This window comes from Empedobacter sp. UBA7620 (genome assembly GCF_002484185.1).
GTDB classification, from domain to species: domain Bacteria; phylum Bacteroidota; class Bacteroidia; order Flavobacteriales; family Weeksellaceae; genus Empedobacter; species Empedobacter falsenii_C.
The window spans coordinates 1422-22128 of the sequence record NZ_DLJI01000023.1 but is presented as its reverse complement, the minus strand read 5'-3'; the positions used below and the strand labels follow the sequence as shown (position 1 = coordinate 22128).

The 20707-nt window shown below is 30.0% G+C and carries 13 protein-coding genes; 7 read left to right on the top strand and 6 right to left on the bottom strand.

What is annotated here, in order from left to right; all coding sequences use genetic code 11:
• Nucleotides 1-402 precede the first annotated feature (402 nt).
• The 3 genes from B2217_RS04890 to B2217_RS04880 form a co-directional block, all read right to left on the bottom strand.
• A complete protein-coding gene (locus B2217_RS04890; RefSeq protein ID WP_280046249.1) occupies nt 403-1329 on the bottom strand; it encodes an alpha/beta hydrolase in 927 nt (308 codons plus the stop codon).
• Nucleotides 1330-1419: 90 nt separating this feature from the next.
• Nucleotides 1420-2280: a helix-turn-helix domain-containing protein gene (locus B2217_RS04885; protein WP_280046250.1), complete on the bottom strand. Its 861-nt coding sequence runs from the start codon at nt 2278-2280 to the stop codon at nt 1420-1422.
• A gap of 281 nt (nt 2281-2561) precedes the next feature.
• Nucleotides 2562-3542: an IS110 family transposase gene (locus B2217_RS04880; protein ID WP_280046252.1), complete on the bottom strand. Its 981-nt coding sequence runs from the start codon at nt 3540-3542 to the stop codon at nt 2562-2564.
• 1169 nt (nt 3543-4711) lie between these two features.
• On the opposite strand from B2217_RS04880, the gene B2217_RS04875 reads away from it, so the two are divergent.
• The 7 genes from B2217_RS04875 to B2217_RS04845 all read left to right on the top strand — a co-directional run bounded on the left by B2217_RS04875 (nt 4712) and on the right by B2217_RS04845 (nt 12840).
• Nucleotides 4712-5617, top strand: a complete 906-nt coding sequence (locus B2217_RS04875; RefSeq protein WP_280046253.1) for a WYL domain-containing protein — start codon at nt 4712-4714, stop codon at nt 5615-5617.
• A gap of 17 nt (nt 5618-5634) precedes the next feature.
• Nucleotides 5635-6882 carry a PD-(D/E)XK nuclease family protein gene (locus tag B2217_RS04870; RefSeq protein ID WP_280046254.1) on the top strand — a complete coding sequence of 416 codons (1248 nt, stop codon included), beginning with the start codon at nt 5635-5637 and terminating at the stop codon, nt 6880-6882.
• A gap of 57 nt (nt 6883-6939) precedes the next feature.
• A complete protein-coding gene (locus B2217_RS04865; protein WP_291122150.1) occupies nt 6940-7350 on the top strand; it encodes a hypothetical protein in 411 nt (136 codons plus the stop codon).
• Between the two features lie 260 nt (nt 7351-7610).
• The gene (locus tag B2217_RS04860) at nt 7611-7790 is read left to right on the top strand and encodes a hypothetical protein (protein WP_291122149.1); all 180 of its coding nucleotides are present in this window, start codon (nt 7611-7613) and stop codon (nt 7788-7790) included.
• 479 nt (nt 7791-8269) lie between these two features.
• A complete protein-coding gene (locus tag B2217_RS04855) occupies nt 8270-9559 on the top strand; it encodes a DNA cytosine methyltransferase (protein ID WP_291122148.1) in 1290 nt (429 codons plus the stop codon).
• Between the two features lie 13 nt (nt 9560-9572).
• On the top strand, nt 9573-11087 hold the full coding sequence (locus tag B2217_RS04850) for an ATP-binding protein (RefSeq protein ID WP_291122147.1): 1515 nt from the start codon (nt 9573-9575) through the stop codon (nt 11085-11087).
• A gap of 4 nt (nt 11088-11091) precedes the next feature.
• Nucleotides 11092-12840: a Z1 domain-containing protein gene (locus tag B2217_RS04845; RefSeq protein ID WP_291122146.1), complete on the top strand. Its 1749-nt coding sequence runs from the start codon at nt 11092-11094 to the stop codon at nt 12838-12840.
• A gap of 247 nt (nt 12841-13087) precedes the next feature.
• On the opposite strand, the gene B2217_RS04840 is transcribed toward B2217_RS04845, so the two are convergent.
• From B2217_RS04840 to B2217_RS04830, 3 genes are read right to left on the bottom strand one after another with little or no spacing between them, the layout of a single operon-like run.
• Complete coding sequence (locus B2217_RS04840; protein ID WP_291122145.1) at nt 13088-16225, bottom strand: type I restriction endonuclease subunit R; 3138 nt, start codon at nt 16223-16225, stop codon at nt 13088-13090.
• A gap of 4 nt (nt 16226-16229) precedes the next feature.
• Nucleotides 16230-19286: a TrlF family AAA-like ATPase gene (locus B2217_RS04835; protein ID WP_280046410.1), complete on the bottom strand. Its 3057-nt coding sequence runs from the start codon at nt 19284-19286 to the stop codon at nt 16230-16232.
• Between the two features lie 39 nt (nt 19287-19325).
• Entirely contained in the window at nt 19326-20588 is a 1263-nt protein-coding gene (locus B2217_RS04830; protein WP_280046411.1) for a restriction endonuclease subunit S, read from the bottom strand.
• Nucleotides 20589-20707 lie beyond the last annotated feature (119 nt).

Here is a 20707-nt window from a genome sequence, read left to right as displayed (position 1 = left end):
TTGGCTAATATACTAATTTCAAAATGATTGGTATTTCTGAAATTGAATTGTTTTTTTTGATGTGTTTTCTCTTCGAGAACGGTTTTTTTGTGATTGAGAATGAGTATTAAGTATTATTACAGATTAGATTCTTGAATTGTAAAAAGTAAAAAGTAGATTTTAGATATTAGTATTGAGAGGATTGTAAAATGTTAAGATGTAAAATGTATAAAGTCGTATGTAAAATGTACTAAAATAACAAAACGTTAAGCTGAATTCATTTCAGTTTCGCATAAAATTTGTTCGTTTATATTCTATCCAAAACATTGATTTGTACAAGAATTATCAATCTTAGTCATATTTTTTATACACAAAAGTCGGGAGAATAGAACTTCCGACTTTTGTGTTGGTTTACCTTTACTTTTAGGCAAGATTTTTTTTGAAAAATGGAATTATTTTGTCCAAAGCCTGAGAAGTGTATTCGGGAATATCGTATAAATCATAATGACTTGCTCCTGAAACAACCTGAATACTTTTATCTTTTGAGGCTGCTTTATTGAACAGCTCATAACCGTCTCTATACGAACCAAATGCTCCGACCTTATCTCCAATCACAATATGTAAAGGCTGTGTTAGTAAATGGTCTGCTAAATGAAAAGCATCAAACGCAACTGCGGGAGCTAATCCTGAAAACAACAGTTTATTGGGAGAATTGGGGTGCTGTCCTCTTGGAGTGGTATAGTAATCAACCGCTTCTACGATATCAATATCGTTTAATCCTGCCTGTATTCTTGCGTCTTCATTTGGGGCTACATAAACGGTAATCAATGGTTCTGCTCCGTTAGCTTCTGCTGTACGCTGGTCTGCAATGGTTTCTAATGTTTTGATTGCTGCATCGGCAGAAAGGTCGCCTTCACGCATCAATCGACCATAATTGGCACCTACAACAGTCACTACCGCCTTAAATCTTCTTTCGGTCATCGCTGCATTGGCAGCATAACCTCCGCCACCACAAACACCCAAAACACCGATTTTATTCTTGTCTACAAAAGCAAGTGTAGTTAGATAATCTACTGCACAACGGAAATCCTCTACACGGGTAGAAGGGTCTTCTAAAAATCTGGGCTCACCACCGCTTTCGCCCTGATGTGAGGCATCAAAAGCTAATGTAACAAAACCTGCATCAGCTAATGCTTTACCATATATATTACCTGCGGTTTGTTCCTTGCAACTGCTGATTGGGTGTGCACAAACTATGGCAGGATATTTTTGATTTTCGTCAAAGTTTTCTGGGAATTGAAGGATTGCTGCAACTTCCCAATTTTTGTTTTTGAATTTTACCGTTTTCATTCTTGTAATTTTTAAAATTATCTGATGAGACAAAGTTCATTAATGTTATACGGTAGGTTCTTAAACATTTTACCTTAATGCTTCAACAATTTACTGATTACGGAAAAGAGTAGGGGAAATACCTGTTTCTTTTTTGAAAAATGTTGTAAAATAAGAAGGATACTCAAATCCTAAGCTATACGCTATTTCGCTTATAGTATGCGAAGTGTTTCTTAATTTGGTTTTCGCAATCTGAATGATATGCTGATGAATATGTTCCTGTGGAGAATTACCCGTAAAATGCTTGATTAAATCGCCAAAATAATTGGAAGATAAATTAGCTAATTCCGAAAAATAGGAAACATTAGGCATCTTTATTTCTTGCGAATTGTCGTAATAGTTCTCTAAATTTTTATAGAAATCTGAAACGGTTTTGTTGTATAATTCTTTTCGGGAATCGAACTGACGGTTGTAAAAATTCTGAATATAAGAAAGAATTAGAGAAGCATAGGAAACTACAATGTCTTTCGAAAAATTTTGGCTTCGGTTGTATTCCGTAAATGCTTTTTGAAACAAATCGGTTATAATTTTTTCTTCTTCTTTTGTGATGAAAAGTCCTTCGTGATTACCGTAATGTGTGAAACTGTATGTTCTTGCTATTTTCTTAAAGAGGCTCGAATCAATTAAAATGTGATAGCCCGAAATGGGGTTGTCGATATCCCATTGGATAATATCATCGGGTTGGTCGAGGTAAACAAAGGATTCTGCAGGATCAAATTCGGTTTGTCCATAAAAAATAGTCTTATCGAAATTGAGCTTAATAGCCAATAGGTAGAAATCAATCTGAATGGGGGCTGATTGTTTTCGAATATTGGGGTGCATATCGTAATCTGTCAGATGTATTTGATGATTCTTAACGCCTTTTATATTGGTGTATTCTGCAAACTCTTGTATGTTGTATTTCTTCTCCAAATCCGTTCGATGTTTTATTTACAAATTTCAGAAAATAATACATGTGTATTCTTTAAATTTTTACGGATTTTCTTTTAGTTTTTACAGCAGTTTGTTGAGTGTACGATATAATATGTATTAAGTAGATATGAGTATTGAGAGGATGGTATAATGTAGTAAGTAGATATTAGAATTGAGATTTTAGATGTGAGAATAGAGATTTTAGAGTTGTACTATGTATTATGTAAAAAGTAGTATCTGATTGGAAATGTCATTGAGCATTCTAAGATAAATCCAAATTTTTAAGCACTTAATTTCACAAAAGGTTCATCTCTTTTTACCACAGCAAATATTCTAAGTACAATTTTGTTTGCTACAGCATTAAGAATGGTTAATTTATGTTTCCCTTTTTCAATCTTATTGAGATAATAGTTTCTCAATTGTGGATCGTGTTGTATAGCTGATCCAGCAGCATTAAACAAAATAGCTTTAAGAGTTTTATCTCTAAGAAAATGTGTTTTGGTTCGCCCTTTTATACTGCTTCCTGATTGATATGGAAACGGTGCTAAACCACAATGACAATTGAATTTGCGCGCATCAGTAAACTTCATAAAATTATCCGTTTCAATAATACATTTCAATGCAGTAATGGGACCTACACCAATTATTCCAGTAATTTTTTTGTATGAAAGATTTAATTCATCTATAGATTTCAACATATCCATCATCTCTTTTTCTAAAGTCTTGATCGTTTTTTCAATGATATTTAATTGTTGATTTTCAAGTCTAATTAGCTTTTTTATATCCACTTTCGTTGCTAAAATCTCTTCGGCTTTCAAACTGTTTTTAATCTGTACAGCAATTTTTACATAACGTTCTCTGGCTGTCATTAATACTTTTAATTTCCGTAAACCTTCACTTGGAAGTTTAAATGGGCTTAATTTATGTTTATTCCCAATGGTATACTCTGCGATTCTGTAAGCATCAACAACATCAGATTTCCCACGCTGAATGCCCAACGAACGCTGGAGATCTAAGGGATTGATTATATAATAAACAAATTTTGAATCTTCCAAAATCCAGGCTAATAGGGCTCCGTAGTGACCTGTGTGCTCAAAACTGATTATTGTATTTTTAACATCAAAATCTCCTAACCACTTCAGTATAGCTTTTTCTTCATTAGCAATGGTTCCTTTATCAATTTTTAAATGACTCTCTACATCCAAGATGCAATAATCAAGTGTATCTCTAGATACGTCAATACCAATTACATTTTTTTTCATAAATTTAGATTTAGGAAAATAACTCTGGCAACCAATTGGTTTTATTGCTAACGCTATTAATAAGCCTCGATGCTTCACATTCTAAATGGCACTATAAACCAAAGAGGGAAATAGGACTAATGCTCAGTATAAACCTTGCTGTTTAAGAGCCGAACTAGTTCACCTATTCCCTCTGGTTGTTCAGATTTCTTTTCTTTGTTACTAATTAAAGTTATTGAATACAAATCTAATAGCGGAGTCGAAATCAAAAGTATAGACTGAGATTTCTCGATTCCTTTAAGTAACACGTTTGATGAGATCTTGAAACGAGTTCAAGATGACATTTAGTAATTGTAATTATGTTAATAATAACTATAAGTTAAGCTGAATTACCCTTCGATTTTGCTCAGGTGGCTTGATTCGTCAGTCAGAGTAACGTTTGCAAAACGTTGTATCGTAGACTAAACGATAAATATACAAAATCAGGGAGATAATTCCCTTCTTGAAAGGAGTTAGTGGAGCTTAGGTAAAATTGTTACAAGTTGATAATAATTATATGTTCATTTTTATCATGAGTTATTATTGTTTTCATATGAATTCATGTACCCTTCGGGGAAGTCTTGACACAAAAACATTTGAGATTAAGAATTTGAAATTAAGAGGAGAAGCTCCAGTGGAGCTTAGGTACATTTCTAAACTTTTACCTTAATGCAAAGTCTGTGCTAACAGAGTATGTGATTACAAAAAATCAAGACTTCGATTTTCGACGTTCAATCTTCATTTTACTCACTAAAAATCTTAAATGATTCGCTATCGCTCACTAATCTTTTTTACGTTCGTTTCAATGGATTGAAACTCGTCTGCAAATCGTATGTCGGTTTAAAAAATCTTATTTACAGTAATCTCGACTTTTCAGCAATGACGGATTATTAAGTTCTAAGTAATGAGTTCTAAGTATTATGTATTTTAGGAACAGAATTTAGATGTGAGATATGAGAGGGCGTTATATAAATAATATTTTCTGAGATCGTTTGATGAGGTTAAAAAAAACTTGTATTCAATGATTAATAGATACTTTGAATTCTACAACCTTACACTATTTTTAAAATAATTTCATCTTGATTCATTTTTATTATTTTGAATTATATATCAAAGTAATGTATTTGGTTGTACATAAAATGTACATTCCTATGAATACATTTGTGGAAAATAATTTTATGTCAAAAAGTTATGCAATGCAACGTATGTATAGCGTTATACGATTTCTGAAAAATAAACCATCAACTATGGTAGAGATTCAGACTTATTTATTAAGATTAGATTCTGCGTACATAAAAAATGAAAAAACAATACGTCGTGATTTTGAAACCATTGAGGAGTTGTTTGGTTATGAAATAAAGTATGATAAAAGACAAAAAGTTTATAAAATAGAAAAAGTTGTAAATGATGTACATAAAGATAAGATAGTAGAATCTATTGCATTAACAAGTATTTTGCAACAGTCTGAAAATGTAAATAAATATATACATTTAGAGAAAAAACAAATAATTGCTACAGAATATTTCTATGATGTAGTTGAAGCTATCAAAAATAAGAGCATACTCTCCTTTACACTTAATAGCTATTGGACCGAGGCAACAAAAAGAAAATGCGCGCCAATTGCGATAAAAGAAGCGATGAAAAGATTCTATTTAATCGCCTATGATCTTGATAAAAAAGCAATAAGAAACTATGGATTGGATAGGATTTCAAGTATCAGAGTATTAAACGAAAAGTTTTCTCCAGTTGATTATGATGTAGACGAAATGTATCAACATGCTTTTGGAATTGAAAACTATGGTAATCCTGTGAATGTTGTTTTACGGTTTGACAATACGCAATTCAATTATTTAACATCTTTACCTCTGCATCATTCTCAAGAAATTATCAAAGAAGAAGCTGATACATTTACGATAAATTTATTCGTTCATCCAACACATGAATTGAAAATGGAAATCTTAAAATTTGGAGATAACTGTGAAGTTTTAGAACCAGAAATTTATCGAGAAGATTTAAAAAATACTATAACTAAATTATATAAAAAATATAATAATTAACATTTAACCATTTATAAATGAATAATGAATTAATAACCAATTTTATTGAAGAATATAAGTCAATAGAAAAACAATGGAGTGAAAAAGAAACAAAAGGTGACGACTTCAATGCATTTGATTTTATGCATTCTATTTTTGGAATTACAGAAACAAAACACTCTAAAATTGTTGCATATTTCTTAAATCCTTCTGCAAATCATGGTTTAGGAACTTTATTTTTGAATTCATTTCTAAAGAAAATAGAAATTGATTTTGACGAAAATATAAAGTATGATTGGGAAATTACCTCAGAAGATAAGAATGCTGATATTGTAATAAAAGCAACAAGTCCACAAAAGATTTCTGTTGTGATTGAGAATAAATCCAATGAAGCGAAAGATCAGGCAAATCAATTGTATCGCTATTGGTACGATCATATTTACACATTTCATGGTAAAGATTTAGATAAAGCTGAAAATAAGCATATATCACGTTTGGTTTATCTCAGCGGATTTAGCGGGAAATCTTACACAGAATTGTCATTAGAAAAATCTGACAACATTAGTTTAGATTATCTAAAATTAGATGAAACAAAAGGTTTTATTACAAATTGGTCATTTGTTACTGAATTAAGAGATTGGTTAACAGAATGTACTGATAAACTTGAAGAGAACAGTTGGTTTAAATTCTTTATAAAGAATTACATCCAATTTTGGGAAATACAATCACTAAAAAATAAATTTTACATGGAAAACTTAAATAATTACTTTAAAGAAAATAATAACAAAGAAGATTGGAATACATTGAATAACGCTCTATTAGACTTAAATAATTTAAAAGAAGAATGGTTAAGCTTATTCTCAGATAAATTAGGTCGAATAAATTTTAATACAAGTAAATTTTATTTTGACCATGATTATTACGATGGTAACCATGATTATAGATGGACATTAGGTAAAGGTGAAAATTGGGGTGACATCTGTTTTATTTATGAACCTTTAGTAGGACTTCAAATTTTCAAAAGTGTTTTTTCTACAAATAATGATAATTATAAAGATGAATTTGAACGTATTTTTTCTGCTGACTTTGACTATTTATACAATACTGATAAGTATGTTATGGTTTTAAAAGATAACATCAAGTTTGAAACCGAGGAAGAAGCTGCTTGGGAAATTGCGAATAATTCGGAGGTTTTGATGAATAAACTATCGGCTATTTTAGAAAAATATACCTATAACGAAGATGTGATTGAATTGTTTCAAAAAATTAGTAATGAAGTAAAATAATTAGTCGTGGTTTTTAGGCGTTAAAAAACTTGTTTGTAATTTATTTTTTTATAAACTATGGAAACAAAGAAAATCAAACATTTAGAATTTATTCGAGCAGAACTTCAAGTTGATAAAAAACATGCGATTTATTGTAAGAATTACGCAAAAGCAAGAGATTGTCATATCAGACTTAAAAACCTAAATAATGCAATTAATCAAGAACAAGATAAACTTTGGAATTATACTTTGTCGGTAAAAGTAAATACAAATAGTATTGATTATCTCATTGAAATTTACAAATACTTTGATCAACTTAATTATAAATCGTTGTTACACGGTAAAATATTAGCTCAATTATCAATTGTTAATGAAGAAATAGATAATCTTTTTTTACAAGATAATCTCGAAAAATCAACGATTAAAATTAATGAACTTCAGCAATTAAGAAGATTTATTTCAGAAAAAGAGCTTTTAATCAATTCTTAAAACGTATGCATACCATTAAGATAAGGCATTTGGAGCTTTTGAAAACTGAATTACAATTTGAAAAGAAAAATGCTTTACATATAAACTGTTATTCCAAAGCGAGAACTCTACACATACAAATTCGGAAGGTAGAAAGTGATATAAAATATGAACAAATTAAACTTTGGAATTATGTGTTAAACGAATCTATTTCTGTAACTAATTTTCAGTTGTTCGAGAATATTTTTAGGTACTTTGATCAAAAGAATTATCAATCAAGAATGATAGATAAAATTGAAAATCAAAATGAATATAATCAAGAAGAAGTTACTCGATCAGTCAGTTTACAATATTATGAATTCGCTTCTGCTAAACAAAATGAAAATTTATACCTGATGAATTTATTGAATAAGAGATACGCTGTAAATGAAGAAGAAATAGTTGAAATTGTATTTAGATGATTTACGTTCAATACCAGAAGAATATCATAGCGGATGTTTTAGGAAAGGTTTTCTTATTGGCTGAGGTTTTCGAAGTCACATTTTATTTGTTTCAATATAAAAATTATGAGATTGTATTCTAAATTTTTATAATTCTGAAAATTATCTTACGGTTACAATCTTCACAACATACATCGTCTCCATCTTTTATTAATTGATTTTTTAAACAATCTCTATGTTGCATAAAGAACAATAGATCGAATAATCTGTGAATTTTAGATCTATGGGTTCTTCTAAAATAGTTGGGATTTCTATTATTGAAATGCTTCCTTTTGCTATATTCTTCAATGATATTTTAATGTAGTTACGGTTTTACGTATTTTTTATTAATTAGTGTTCTGTAATTTTGGTTTACAGAAGTGATAAATTAAATTAGTAAAAAGTTCGTAAATGGACTAAATTAGTGGCTGAAAATAATTATAGCGACAAATCTTGACGCTATGAATAATTTGCTTTGTATTATGAATGAACGAAAATTAAATTTTATAGATTTATTTGCAGGTGCTGGAGGTTTATCTGAAGGTTTTGTACGTGCAGGTTTACAGCCAATTGCGCACGTGGAAATGAATAAAGATGCTTGCGATACTATAAAAACAAGAACAGCTTTTCATCATTTAAAAGAAATAGGAGAACTTAAAGTTTATGAAAAATATTTAAAAGATTATATTGATCGTGAATCTTTATGGAGTTATCTACCAGAAAATATAAAAGATAGTGTTATTAATAGTGAGATTTCAGAAAAAACTATACCATCTATTTTTGAACGTATTAATAAGAATTTAGATTTAAATGGTATTTCTAAAGAAGATATTGATTTCATTATAGGGGGACCTCCTTGTCAAGCCTATTCTGTAGCAGGAAGAGCTAGAGATCCTAAAAGAATGGAAGACGATCCTCGTAATTTTTTATATAAGTTTTATGTGAAATTTTTAGAAGAGTATCGACCTAAGATGTTTGTCTTTGAAAATGTACCAGGGATTTTATCGGCTAAGAATGGAGAGTATTTAGAAAAAATATTTAAAGCTGTAGAAAAAGCAGGTTATGAATTAAGATTACCACCTACTTCTAATAATAGTTTAAATTCAAAAGATTTTAATGTTCTTCAAAATAGGAAGCGTGTTATTATTATTGGGTGGAAAAAAGAGTTGAAATTATCATATCCTGAGTTTAACAAACAAGAGAATTCTAATGAAATTCTTAGGGATTTATTTGATGATCTTCCAAAACTTCAAAATGGTCAAGGGACAATGGGAGTCGTTAAATACGCTTCCAAAGCTACTCGCTATTTGTTAGAGAATAAATTAAGAGGAACATTTAATTTTGTTACCCAACATCTTGCAAGACCAACGAATGAAAATGATAGAGAAATTTATCGTATAGCAGTTGATTTATGGAATGATGGAAAACAGAGGCTAAATTATTCTAAATTACCAGAACGATTAATTAAGCATAATAATGTAAATACGTTTGTAAATAGATTTCAAGTTGTTGATGGAACTGGTATTTCACATACTGTTGTAGCTCATATCGCTATGGATGGACATTATTATATTCATCCTGATATACATCAAAATAGATCTATTAGTGTAAGGGAAGCTGCAAGAATACAAACATTTCCAGATGACTTTCACTTTGAAGGAAGTAGAACCGCGATATTTAAGCAAATAGGTAATGCAGTACCCGTACTAATGGCTGAAGGTATAGCAAAAAAACTAAAAACTATGATATAAAGTTTATTCCACTATGAATAATTATTTTGACGCAACCCCAAATCCTGAATTTTTAATAAAATCAATAGCAGAACAAGGCTATAGTTTTGAAACAGCTATTGCAGACTTAATAGATAATTCAATTTCTGCAAAAGCGAAAAGAATTGAAATCTTATCAGATTATCAGTCAAATCAATTTACGCTATTTATTGCAGATAATGGATGTGGAATGACAGCAGACATTTTATATAAAAGTATGTTGTTTCCGAGTACATCACCTGAAGAAATTAGAGAAAAAAAAGATTTAGGTAGGTTTGGATTAGGATTAAAAACAGCTTCATTTTCGCAAACTAGAAATTTTACTGTTATTTCTAAATCAATTAATGATAACAATTTCACTGGTTACACTTGGGATGTAAATCATTTAAAGAGAACGGGTAAATGGGAAATCATCAAAAACTCTGAAGAGGAAATTGAATCTATATTGAACTCATATTATACTCTAAGTAAAAATGAAATAGCAAGTGATCCAAATTTTGAAGTTCAGACGTTAATTGTTTGGAATAATCTTTATAAATATGATGATTTCTTAGAAAATAAAAATAAAATAGAAGCCTTCAAAACAGATATCACTTTTGACACTTCAGACTATTTATCAATTGTATTTCATCGTTTTTTAGATGGTGATCAAGTACCCAAATTGACAATACGAATAAATAATACCATATTAGAATCATTTAATCCATTTCCAGATCCTACTAAATATAATGTTAGGGCATTACAACCATCGAATTTGGAGTATAATTCGGACTTTGTTGAAATACAAGGTTATGTCTTACCAAGTAATAGTATCGGAGAAAGTAAAGAATCAGAAAATATTTGGACTCCTCGAAACAAAAGTTTATCTGATATGGAAGGGATTTATGTTTACCGTGAGAATCGATTAATATTATTTGGTGGTTGGCAACAAATAATAAAAAAACAAGATAGATTTAAGCTTGCTCGATTAAAAGTTGAGATTGGTAATTCAGCTGATCATATATTTCATTTAAATGTATCTAAATCACAAATTAAAATACCTTTTGAATTAAAAGTTGCTTTTAAAAATGCAATAGAACAATTGGTATATCAAGCTGAAAAAGAGTTTTATAATAGAAACAATAAAAGTAGAGTAATATCAGATAACAAGAAAAGTGCTTCTTTATTTGTTAAAGAATTTACTAATAAGGGTACTTTACTTATTTTTAATGATGAATTTCCAATTCTAAAAGAGTTTAAAAGTTCTCTTTCTAAACATCAGCTTTCTCAACTAAATGTACTTCTAAAACTTACCTCTAATACATTGAATAGTATTCGGAAGGAAGATGATATTTCTTTTTATAATGATCAAGAGAAAGATGGTTATTCGACAAAAGATTTAGAAGTTATAGTTTCAAATCTTTTTGCTCAAGGATTTGAAAAGGAATTCATTAAAAATGTAGTCCTATCTAATCTCGGGATCAATTCTGAAAATATCCCTGAACCTATAAAAGAACTTATGAAAAATTAATACTATGATTGAAACTACATTCTCACATTATATAAATGAAGCCTATAACGAAGAGTTAGAAAAAGAAGGTTTTGTAACTAAAAATTTTTTAACTGACGAAAAAGTAAAATTATTTGTAGAAAATAAGTTGAAGGAATTTTGTTCAGCTCTTAAAATGGATTTTAGTACAATTAATTTTGATCAATTGTATAAAAATCAGCTTATTCAATGTAGAATTCATTTTTCTCTGGTAATGGATCCAAGTATAGATTTAAGAAAAGATAAATCTATTTCTTGGTTGAATCAAGAGAAATTTAATTGGAATAATCCAGATGATTTAACTTCTTATCGGAATAGGTACTTAAAGTTTCTTGAGAAGATTGGTAGAACTAAAAAAGTAATCCTTGAAACGAGTAACAGTAGTTTAAATATTATATCAAAGGTTGGTAATCCAAAGACGAGCGTTCCTTTTTTAGTAAAAGGAATGGTTGTAGGTAGCGTTCAGTCTGGTAAGACGTCCAATTTTAATGCTGTAATTAATAGTGCTGTTGACATCGGATACGATTTGATTATTGTTTTTTCGGGGATAATGGAAGATTTGAGAAGACAAACTCAAATTAGAATAGAGAAAGAGGTTGTTGGAACAGAAAGATTTAGAGGGGTTTTTGATATAGCAAGTTATGGGAATGGTGGAGATTACAGAGGCGTGAATCAAATTATTATTCCTACTTCTGATAACAGTGATTTTAGTAAATCTTTAGCAGATGCTAATTTTCAATTTTCACACCAAAATATATTGGTTTGTAAAAAGAATACAAGCATCTTAAAGAATTTAATCCTTTGGTTGAATGAAAAAAAGATAAACTACCCTAATTTTAATGAATTAAGCTTATTGATTCTAGATGATGAATGTGATAATGCATCTTTGAATAATCTTGGAGCAAAAGGCGCTGAATTTTCTAGTACCATTAATGGTCATATTAAATGTTTATTAGAGCTTTTTAATAAAAAATCTTATATAGGATATACAGCAACTCTATTTGCGAATGTTTTACAAGATTTGAATGATCCATCTGAAACTTTATGGAAAATAAAAGATAAAGAGGAAACTATAGAACTTCCAATGATTGGAAACTTATTTCCTGAAGACTTTATTGAGTTATTAAATCCGCCATCTAATTATATAGGACCTAAAAACTATTTTTCTGTAAATAATGAAAATTATGATACAGATTACCAAAAATTAGATTTGTTAACAGAAGTTATAGAAGATACGTTAGCAGAATTTCCTGATAGAGTAGACAGAGAAACAATAGAACCTGTTAAGAGGTATAATAATAAGTTTGAATTTGATGAAGATGAGGAAGCTTTAACTTTTTGGGAGAGTTATAGAGATTATAGAGATGCAACTCGAGCAACAAAAAGAGAAGATAATTTTCCAAATAAATTACCAAAATCTTTACAAGATGCTATCATGTGTTATATCATTACTATTGCCATTAGACAATTACGTTCTGGTTTAATAAAGGATACTCCTTTTTTTCAAAAGCATAATAGTATGTTAGTGCATGTTTCTCGGTTTTCAATTTGGCAAAATAAAACAAGTGAATTAATAAAAGAGTATCTGAACTATTTAGAATTAAATATCAGAGAAAATACATTGCAACAAGAGGATTCTATATACCATACATTTGAAAGGATTTGGACAGTTTATTTCTTTGATATAGTGAACAATATAGAAAATTATTTACCTGAGAATTATTCAGATGACTAATTTGGTGTAAATCATCGTCATTAATCATTACCGCTAAAATCTCATTATTAATCATTAATACGAGACGACTATTGATATTTACTGAAAATCGTTTTTTATCATCGTTTCTAATATTTAATGCTATTCTTTCATCATCATTCGAGATATTTGTTTTTTCGATTAAATCTTTAAGTAATTCAAAAAATAATTGAATAACATCAGAGTTATCTATTAGATCAATACGTTTTTTTATTTCTAAATTCATTATCTACCTATTCTTCTTAAAATTCTCTGCTTGTTCCAATACGTTTTTGTAAACATCTTCTTGTGTAATAGGAGGGTAGCCGTATTCATGTAATTTGATAATAATATCCATTTTCAATTGCGCTTTGATATCATCTCTATCGCTCCAGTCAGGATATTTTGCTGTATTTTCTACAATTATTTTTATTTCACGAGCTAATTCCAGCATTTTGTCATTGTCGAATTCAAAACCATATTGTTTACAGATCATATCCAAGATGTCGTAAAAGGCTTTTTCTTCATAATCAATACCTAAATCTTGGAACGAATCCATTTCAACACGAAGTTTGATGATTAAATCCAACATTTGTTCGGCAGTATCAAATTGAATACCTTCATAATCCAAGATATCGCCTTCACTACGTTCATTATAACGATTGATAATGGATTGTAAACGCTCCGAAAAATCCTGACCTTTTACTTTATTTACCTTTTTAAAATCGGTAATGGTTTGTTTTAACAAACGTTCTAATATTTTAATTTTGGTGTTCGGAAGTTCCAAATTCGAGATTTTCTCAATGAATTTATCGTTGAATAAATCAATCGCATTGGCTTTATTATCGTCTAGTTTAAAGATTTCTTCAACGCCTTCCGAAATAATAGCTTCTTCAACTAATTTCGCCACTTTAGCATTCATTTGAGCAGTATCAGGAGCTTCACCTTTGGTCAATTTTATCACAATTGATTTTACCGCAAAATAGAAATGAATTTCATCCACTTCTTTTGGTGTAAATAATTCAGATCCGCTAACCAAATTATATGCTGATTTTAGTTTTTTTGTGATATTTACAAAAAACTTTTCAGAATCTTCGGTTTGCAAAACCAATTCAGATGCTTTATTCAAACAGTTTAATCGCTCTACAGGATTGCCATGGTAATACAAAGTCGTATCAAATTGATGGAAAAACTGACGCAACAAATCGACTTGATCGCGAACAATAGTTTCGGCTTGGCTCAAATCTTCAAAATCATCATCAGCTGTTTGATTATTGAACATGCCCAACGCTTTATTTAAGTTCTTTTTGATGCCAATATAATCGACAACTAATCCTCTGTCTTTTCCTTGGTATTTTCGATTGACACGAGAAATCGTTTGAATTAAATTATGGGTTTGCAAAGGTTTGTCAATGTAGATGGTATCTAAGAATGGAACATCAAATCCTGTTAACCACATATCCACTACAATTGCAATCTTGAAATTGGATTTGATTTGTTTGAATTGTCGATCTAATTCTTTGCGATCTTCTTTATTCCCTAATAAATCCCATAACTCTTTTTCATCGTCTTTGTTACGTGTCATAATCATTTTGATACGCTCAATTGGTTTAATTTCTTTTTGCTCTTTTTCATTTAAACCTTCAGACTGTATTATTTCTCCCCATTCAGGGCGTAGATTCAATATTTCTTGGTACAATTTATAGGCAATTCCGCGAGAAGCACATACAAACATAACTTTTCCTGCAACGGTTGCATTTTCTTCTAAACGATTTTCATAATGTTCGATAAAATCTTTTGCAATAGCATTGATTCGATCAGTATCGCCTAAAACCACTTCCATATTGGTAATCGCTTTTTGACTAGCTTCTACGTGATATTCCGATGCGCCTTCAGCTACTACATTTTCATAATAAGATTCAATTTCTTGAACTTTATTGTAATCTAAATTCACTTTTGCAGCCCGACCTTCATAGACCAAACGAACCGTAATTTCATCGTTAACTGATTCGAACATGGTATATTGATCGACCACATCTCCAAAAACTTCTAAAGTCTTGTCAATCGGTGTCCCTGTAAACCCAACATAAGTTGCATTTGGTAAAGAATCGTGTAAATATTTAGCAAAACCATAAGATTTTGTAACACCTTTATCTTCGTCAATTTTAACTTTTAAATCTAAGTTTACTTGCGAACGATGAGCTTCATCCGAAATACAAATGATGTTGGTACGATTGGATAAAATTTCTGCATCTTCGGCAAACTTTTGAACGGTTGTTAAATAAACTCCACCGCTTTCAATTCCGCGCAAGCGATCTCTTAAATCCGCTCTTGATTCAATATTAATAATATTTTCATCACCAATAAATTTCTTTGCATTAGTAAAATCCGTAGACAATTGATTATCCAAATCGGTTCTGTCGGAGATAATGATAATCGTCGGACTTGCAAAATCAGTCGAACGCATCAATAAACGCGACAAATACAACATGGTATAACTTTTACCACAACCTGTTGCACCAAAATATGTTCCACCTTTACCATCACCTTCTGGTTTGCGGTGCACTACAATATTTTGATACAACTTATTCGCTGCATAATATTGCGGATAGCGTGTTAAGATTTTTAGTTCGTGTTTTGAATTATCAGGAAACAAAATAAAATGATGTAGAATATCAATCAAACGATCTTGATTCAACATTCCATGCACAATCGAAGTTGTGGTTTCAATTCCTGTCAACGCTTTTTTCTCATCGCCCGTAATTTTGTTCCAACCGTAATAAAATTCATAAGGAGAGAACAGTGTTCCAGCTTTGTTATTTACACCGTCCGAAATCACACAAAACGCATTATATTTCATCAATTCAGGAATATCTCTGCGGTAACGAACCGTTAATTGCTTGTAGGCATGATGAATCGTAATATCTTCTTCAATAGCGGTTTTAAACTCAAAAACCACAACAGGAATTCCGTTGATGTACAAAATCAAATCAGGAATGCGCAATTCCGAACCTTGAATTTCTAATTGATTGACTATTTTGAAATCATTCGCTTTTACATCATCTATATCCACGTATCGGATATGTAAATCCTTTTTAGTAGGATTATTGCGTTTAAAAATCAAACCATCTGCTAATAATTTACAGATATATTTGTTGGATTCGTACAAATTTGAAGCCGATTGAAATGCGATTTCATTGATGATGCTTTCCAATTCTATTTCTTCTAAGTCAGGATAACGATTTTGTAAAAAAGCACGTAAATCGTCTTTGATTAAAACTTCTTGATTAGATGTTCTGATTAATTCCTTTCCGTTGATATAGTGATAACCTTCTGTTTCCAAAAGGTTGATAAATGCTTGTTCTAATTGTGATTCGGTGTATTTCATAAGATTACGCGTTTTCGTAATATTTAAGCTTTCTCTTGTTAAATGCAGGCATTGCTCCTTCTAAAACTTTCACAATACATTCATTTATTACAGGATTTTCAATTGCACCTGCTTTAAATGAAAATCTATAATTATTTTCCTTATCTAATTCTGTAAAAATTACTTGTTCCGCATCCGCAACAACAGCTAAGTTAGGATTATGTGTTACCAATATTATTTGTCTTTTTTCTTTTGCTTTTTTTATAAATGGAACTAAAATATTAGCTACACTATGATTATCTAAATTATCCTCTGGTTGATCAATAATTAGTGGAATATCGTTATTATCTAACAATAAGTAGAAAATTAATAGTAAAGCACCTTTCTCTCCTGGGGATAATTGGTCTAATCTTTTACTACCCTGACGAAGTTCATAATTATAATCAACGAAATCTAACGAAAACAAATAATCATATAATCCAACAACATCATTAACTTGATTTTCAATATTAGTTGACTGATTATTAACATCCCTCAAATCGACAAACAATGCGTTTACAATTGAGTTTAGTAGATTTGAAATACTATCAAATGTATCTAGATTTGATTGCTCTAATATTTTCTTTAATTGAAGCTCGGCATTTTCTTTGCCATAGAAAGTCCCCGTTTTATTTAAAGAAATAAAGTCTAAAAACTTTTTCTGAAAATTAGACTTTAGCGCAAATGAAGCTTCTACTTGTATTGGATAAGCTGACAGTAAACTAGCATTTTCTTCAATTATTTTATCAATTTTTTGTTTAACAGTTTTGTAAATTCCTAGTACAGATTCTTTGAGTTCAAAAATTTCTTTAGTTAATTCTATACGTAGATCTCTTTCTGCTTGAATTTCCGATTTGAGTAAATCATTAATATATTTTAATTCATTTTTAAAGAACTCAAGACTTCCACCTGTGGTAACATTTCCAATAATCTTGCTCTTATTTTCCTCCCATTGTTTTTTATCGAGTAGATAATTTTGATAAAGTTTATCCACCTCACCTAATTCGTTTTGAATTTTCTCTTGTTCTAACTTTAGTTCACTAATTTTTTTGGGAATATTTTTGAAATTAGGATTATTACTATTTTCTTCTCCTAAGAGTTCTTTTATTAATTTATATTCCTCATCTTTTATATCTAATAACTTATTAATACTTTCGAGATTGGATGTAATAGTTAAGATAGAATTAATATCCAGATCGAACTTTACTAACTCCTCTTTGATTTCTGTTTTGAAAACCTCAAATTCTCTTAGTTTATTTTCAATCTTTTGCTTAATTGCCTTCAAATTATTAATCTCAATTAATAATTTCGTTTTATTATCCGTAGTGGAAATCAATATTTTAGTTTCATCTTCAATTTTTTGATTTAATTCTGAAAGCTTCTGATTTATTATTTGATTATTTTGAGCATGCTCCGGATTATCATTAGGGTTAGGAACAACAATAGGCTCTATCAATGCTTTTAATTCATTGTTCTTTTGTTCAATTTGATTTTCAATACTTTTCGTATAATCAGGATTTATCTTTTTTTCTTTTTCAAATATGGATTTATTTAAAGTTTGTAGCCTATTTTTCAATACAAGTATTTCTTCATCAGTAACTGAACTTTTAAAGTTTATTAATTCTTGAAATGTATTCTTCCCCAATTTGTCAGCTTCCTCAAGATGAGTGAATACAACGTTCTCTATTTCTCTATTGAAATCTTCAATGGAATCATGGTTATTTGTTAATCTTTCAAAATAGCCTTGAGGTAAATATTTTACTTTCTCAGAAACAGATTCACCAATTTTATCATTTAAGTTTTTAGTTACTGAAGTGCCACTTTTCCATGTTAAAGTAGCTTCAAAATTAGATGATTTTCTACCGTTATTTTCTCCAAATCGTTTCTTATTCAAAAACGAAAAATCATCATGACTACCACTATAATCGCCACATAATCCAATAATATCGGCTAATGCGCTTTTACCATTTCCTTTATTTCCAATAATAGCGACAAGTTCAGGATTCAGTGGAATTTCTATATTATTAAACCATACACCATGTGTATTAGGATCATAGTCTGTAACGGAGTTTACTTTAATTGAATCAATGTATTTTGTACGATTTGTATTTATCCTTTCTGTTACTTCAGGTTTATCCCCAATAAAAAGACGCCCCTCCTTTTCTATAATTACCTGACGTAAACCATCAAATGAAATATCAGATTTTAACCAATTCAAACAATTACCAATTCTATCCTTTTCAGAACTAACTGAAGAAAAAGAGTGTGCATCACTGCAGTCAAATAAAAAATCATTTACTTTTTGAGATGTTAATTTTTGTTTTGCAGCATTATACTTTGATACATTCTCCGATGCTGTAAATACAATATCCGCTTCATTAATAATAGTTTTCTTTTGAGCAATTGAAGCATCCGTCCACTTTAACTCATCCCATTCAGTTTTTCCAATTGCGATAAGGAATTTATCTTCAAAACAATCCTTTTTCAAAGAATCGAATATTTGAGACTCTTTTAAATTTAAATTGTTAAATCCTTCAGACAAGTCACTTCCATATTTATGCAATTGATCACTAGGAACTCCTTCTTTAATAAGATTTCCAAGTTCTGCTACACTTTCTTTTGTTATAGCTCTAGTCCACGATTTACCATCAGCCTCTAAAGTATATGATTGATGTAAAGTATTTAAAAATTGACTTTCTATCGTATCAATCGGAATGTCTGGTGAAAAAATTACATGAAAATTGATTCTTTTAATATTTTTGAATTCAACTCCAGCAAACTTTTCAATCCTAAATTCTAAAACAGGTATTAATAATAGATTTTGCAAGCGACCATTTTCTTTCTGTTCCTTTAAAAGTCTTTTATACCCATCTAAGAAAAAATAATCATTTACTCCTATTACTTTAAAATATGGTGGAAGATTTTCTAAATCAGTAATATATTTTTCCCATACATCTTCATCATTTCCATATCTATGAAAAATTGAATCTGGTGTATGTACATGTAAGTCCCATATATTCCATTCTGAGCCTTTATTTATCATAATTTATAGTGTTTTTTATGGTTAATAGTAGTTTAATTTTTACCCCTCCAATCTCGCCAAACGTGACAACAACAAACTTTGGAGTTGAGTGAGTTTTTGGTTTTCTATTCTTAATATTTCAATTAAATCAAATTGTTTAGAAACTTGTAAATTATAAAGATTCAACAACTCTGATTGTGGAACTATTATCTTAAAATTTTCAATATCAGTCTTTGTAATAGCTTCTCGAGTTGAACCCGATTGACTAATCCCTAATAATTCATTTTTAGAATCTGTACTTGTCAAATTTAAAAGTAGATAATGGTTTATTTGATAATCAACCTTAGGTCTTATAATCATAACGTGTTGATTGACTCTTGCAGGTAAAACTTTGTCTGGAACAATTGTACATCTTGCAACAGAAACCCCTGTAATATTAAATAAAAGGTCTTTAGGTTTAACAACAACATTTGAGAGCTTCTTTGATTGATCTTCATCTATATAAGCTAAATCATCATATATAAATTCCAAATCATGAACATTCATACTTCTAATTAGAGATATACCTTCTTTTTTATAGTTCTCTTTCCCACCAGAAGGAGTTGAACCACTTGCGATTTTATCACATATATTACTCAAACTCTTCACCTCCCAACCCTCAGGGATTTCGTTTTCCAATTCCTCATTAAAGACCATAGCACCGCCAGAAGATTTATAAGGTTGTCCTTCTTCGTTGGGTTTACCCTGAGCGAAGTCGAAGGGAAACTCAAAATCCACAAACCATTGTTTATACAAAGCTTGTGCAGTGGCTTCTAATTTCTCACATATTTGCTCGTTGACTTTTATTTTATTGGCTACCGCTTCGTATTGGGCTACAATTTCACTTTGCTTTTCGATGGATGGAATGGGTAGTTCAACTTCACAAAGTTCTTCCCATTGAAATCCTCCCCTAATCGAACTATCACATCTAAAATCTGCATATCGATCAAATTCTGATCTTCTAAACCAAAGCATTAAATATTCAGGCAATAAAACAGAAGTATCGATTACTTCAAATACAATATATGCAGGTGATATAATAACGTCTTCACGTAAATCATTTAATACTACAGGTAATTTATGTACACGTATTACAGACATAAAATCGCAACAAAACTGTCCTTGTTTAACAATTTTATATTTCGATAAATCAGTTCCAACAATATTAGAGGTCGACTTTCTAAATTCTTTAGTCATACTCAAACCTTGAAGATTAAGTACTTTTAGATCCTTATTTTTATTATCGACTTTTCTAATGTAATCACCTAAAATCTTATAACTCATAACCTAACGTTTTAAATACGTTTGCTACTTGTTCTTTCAATTCGGCTTCTTCGGCAAACAACGCTTTCAAATCGCTTTGTAAAGCTTGCATTTGCGTATCGTAATCCAACGATTCATCA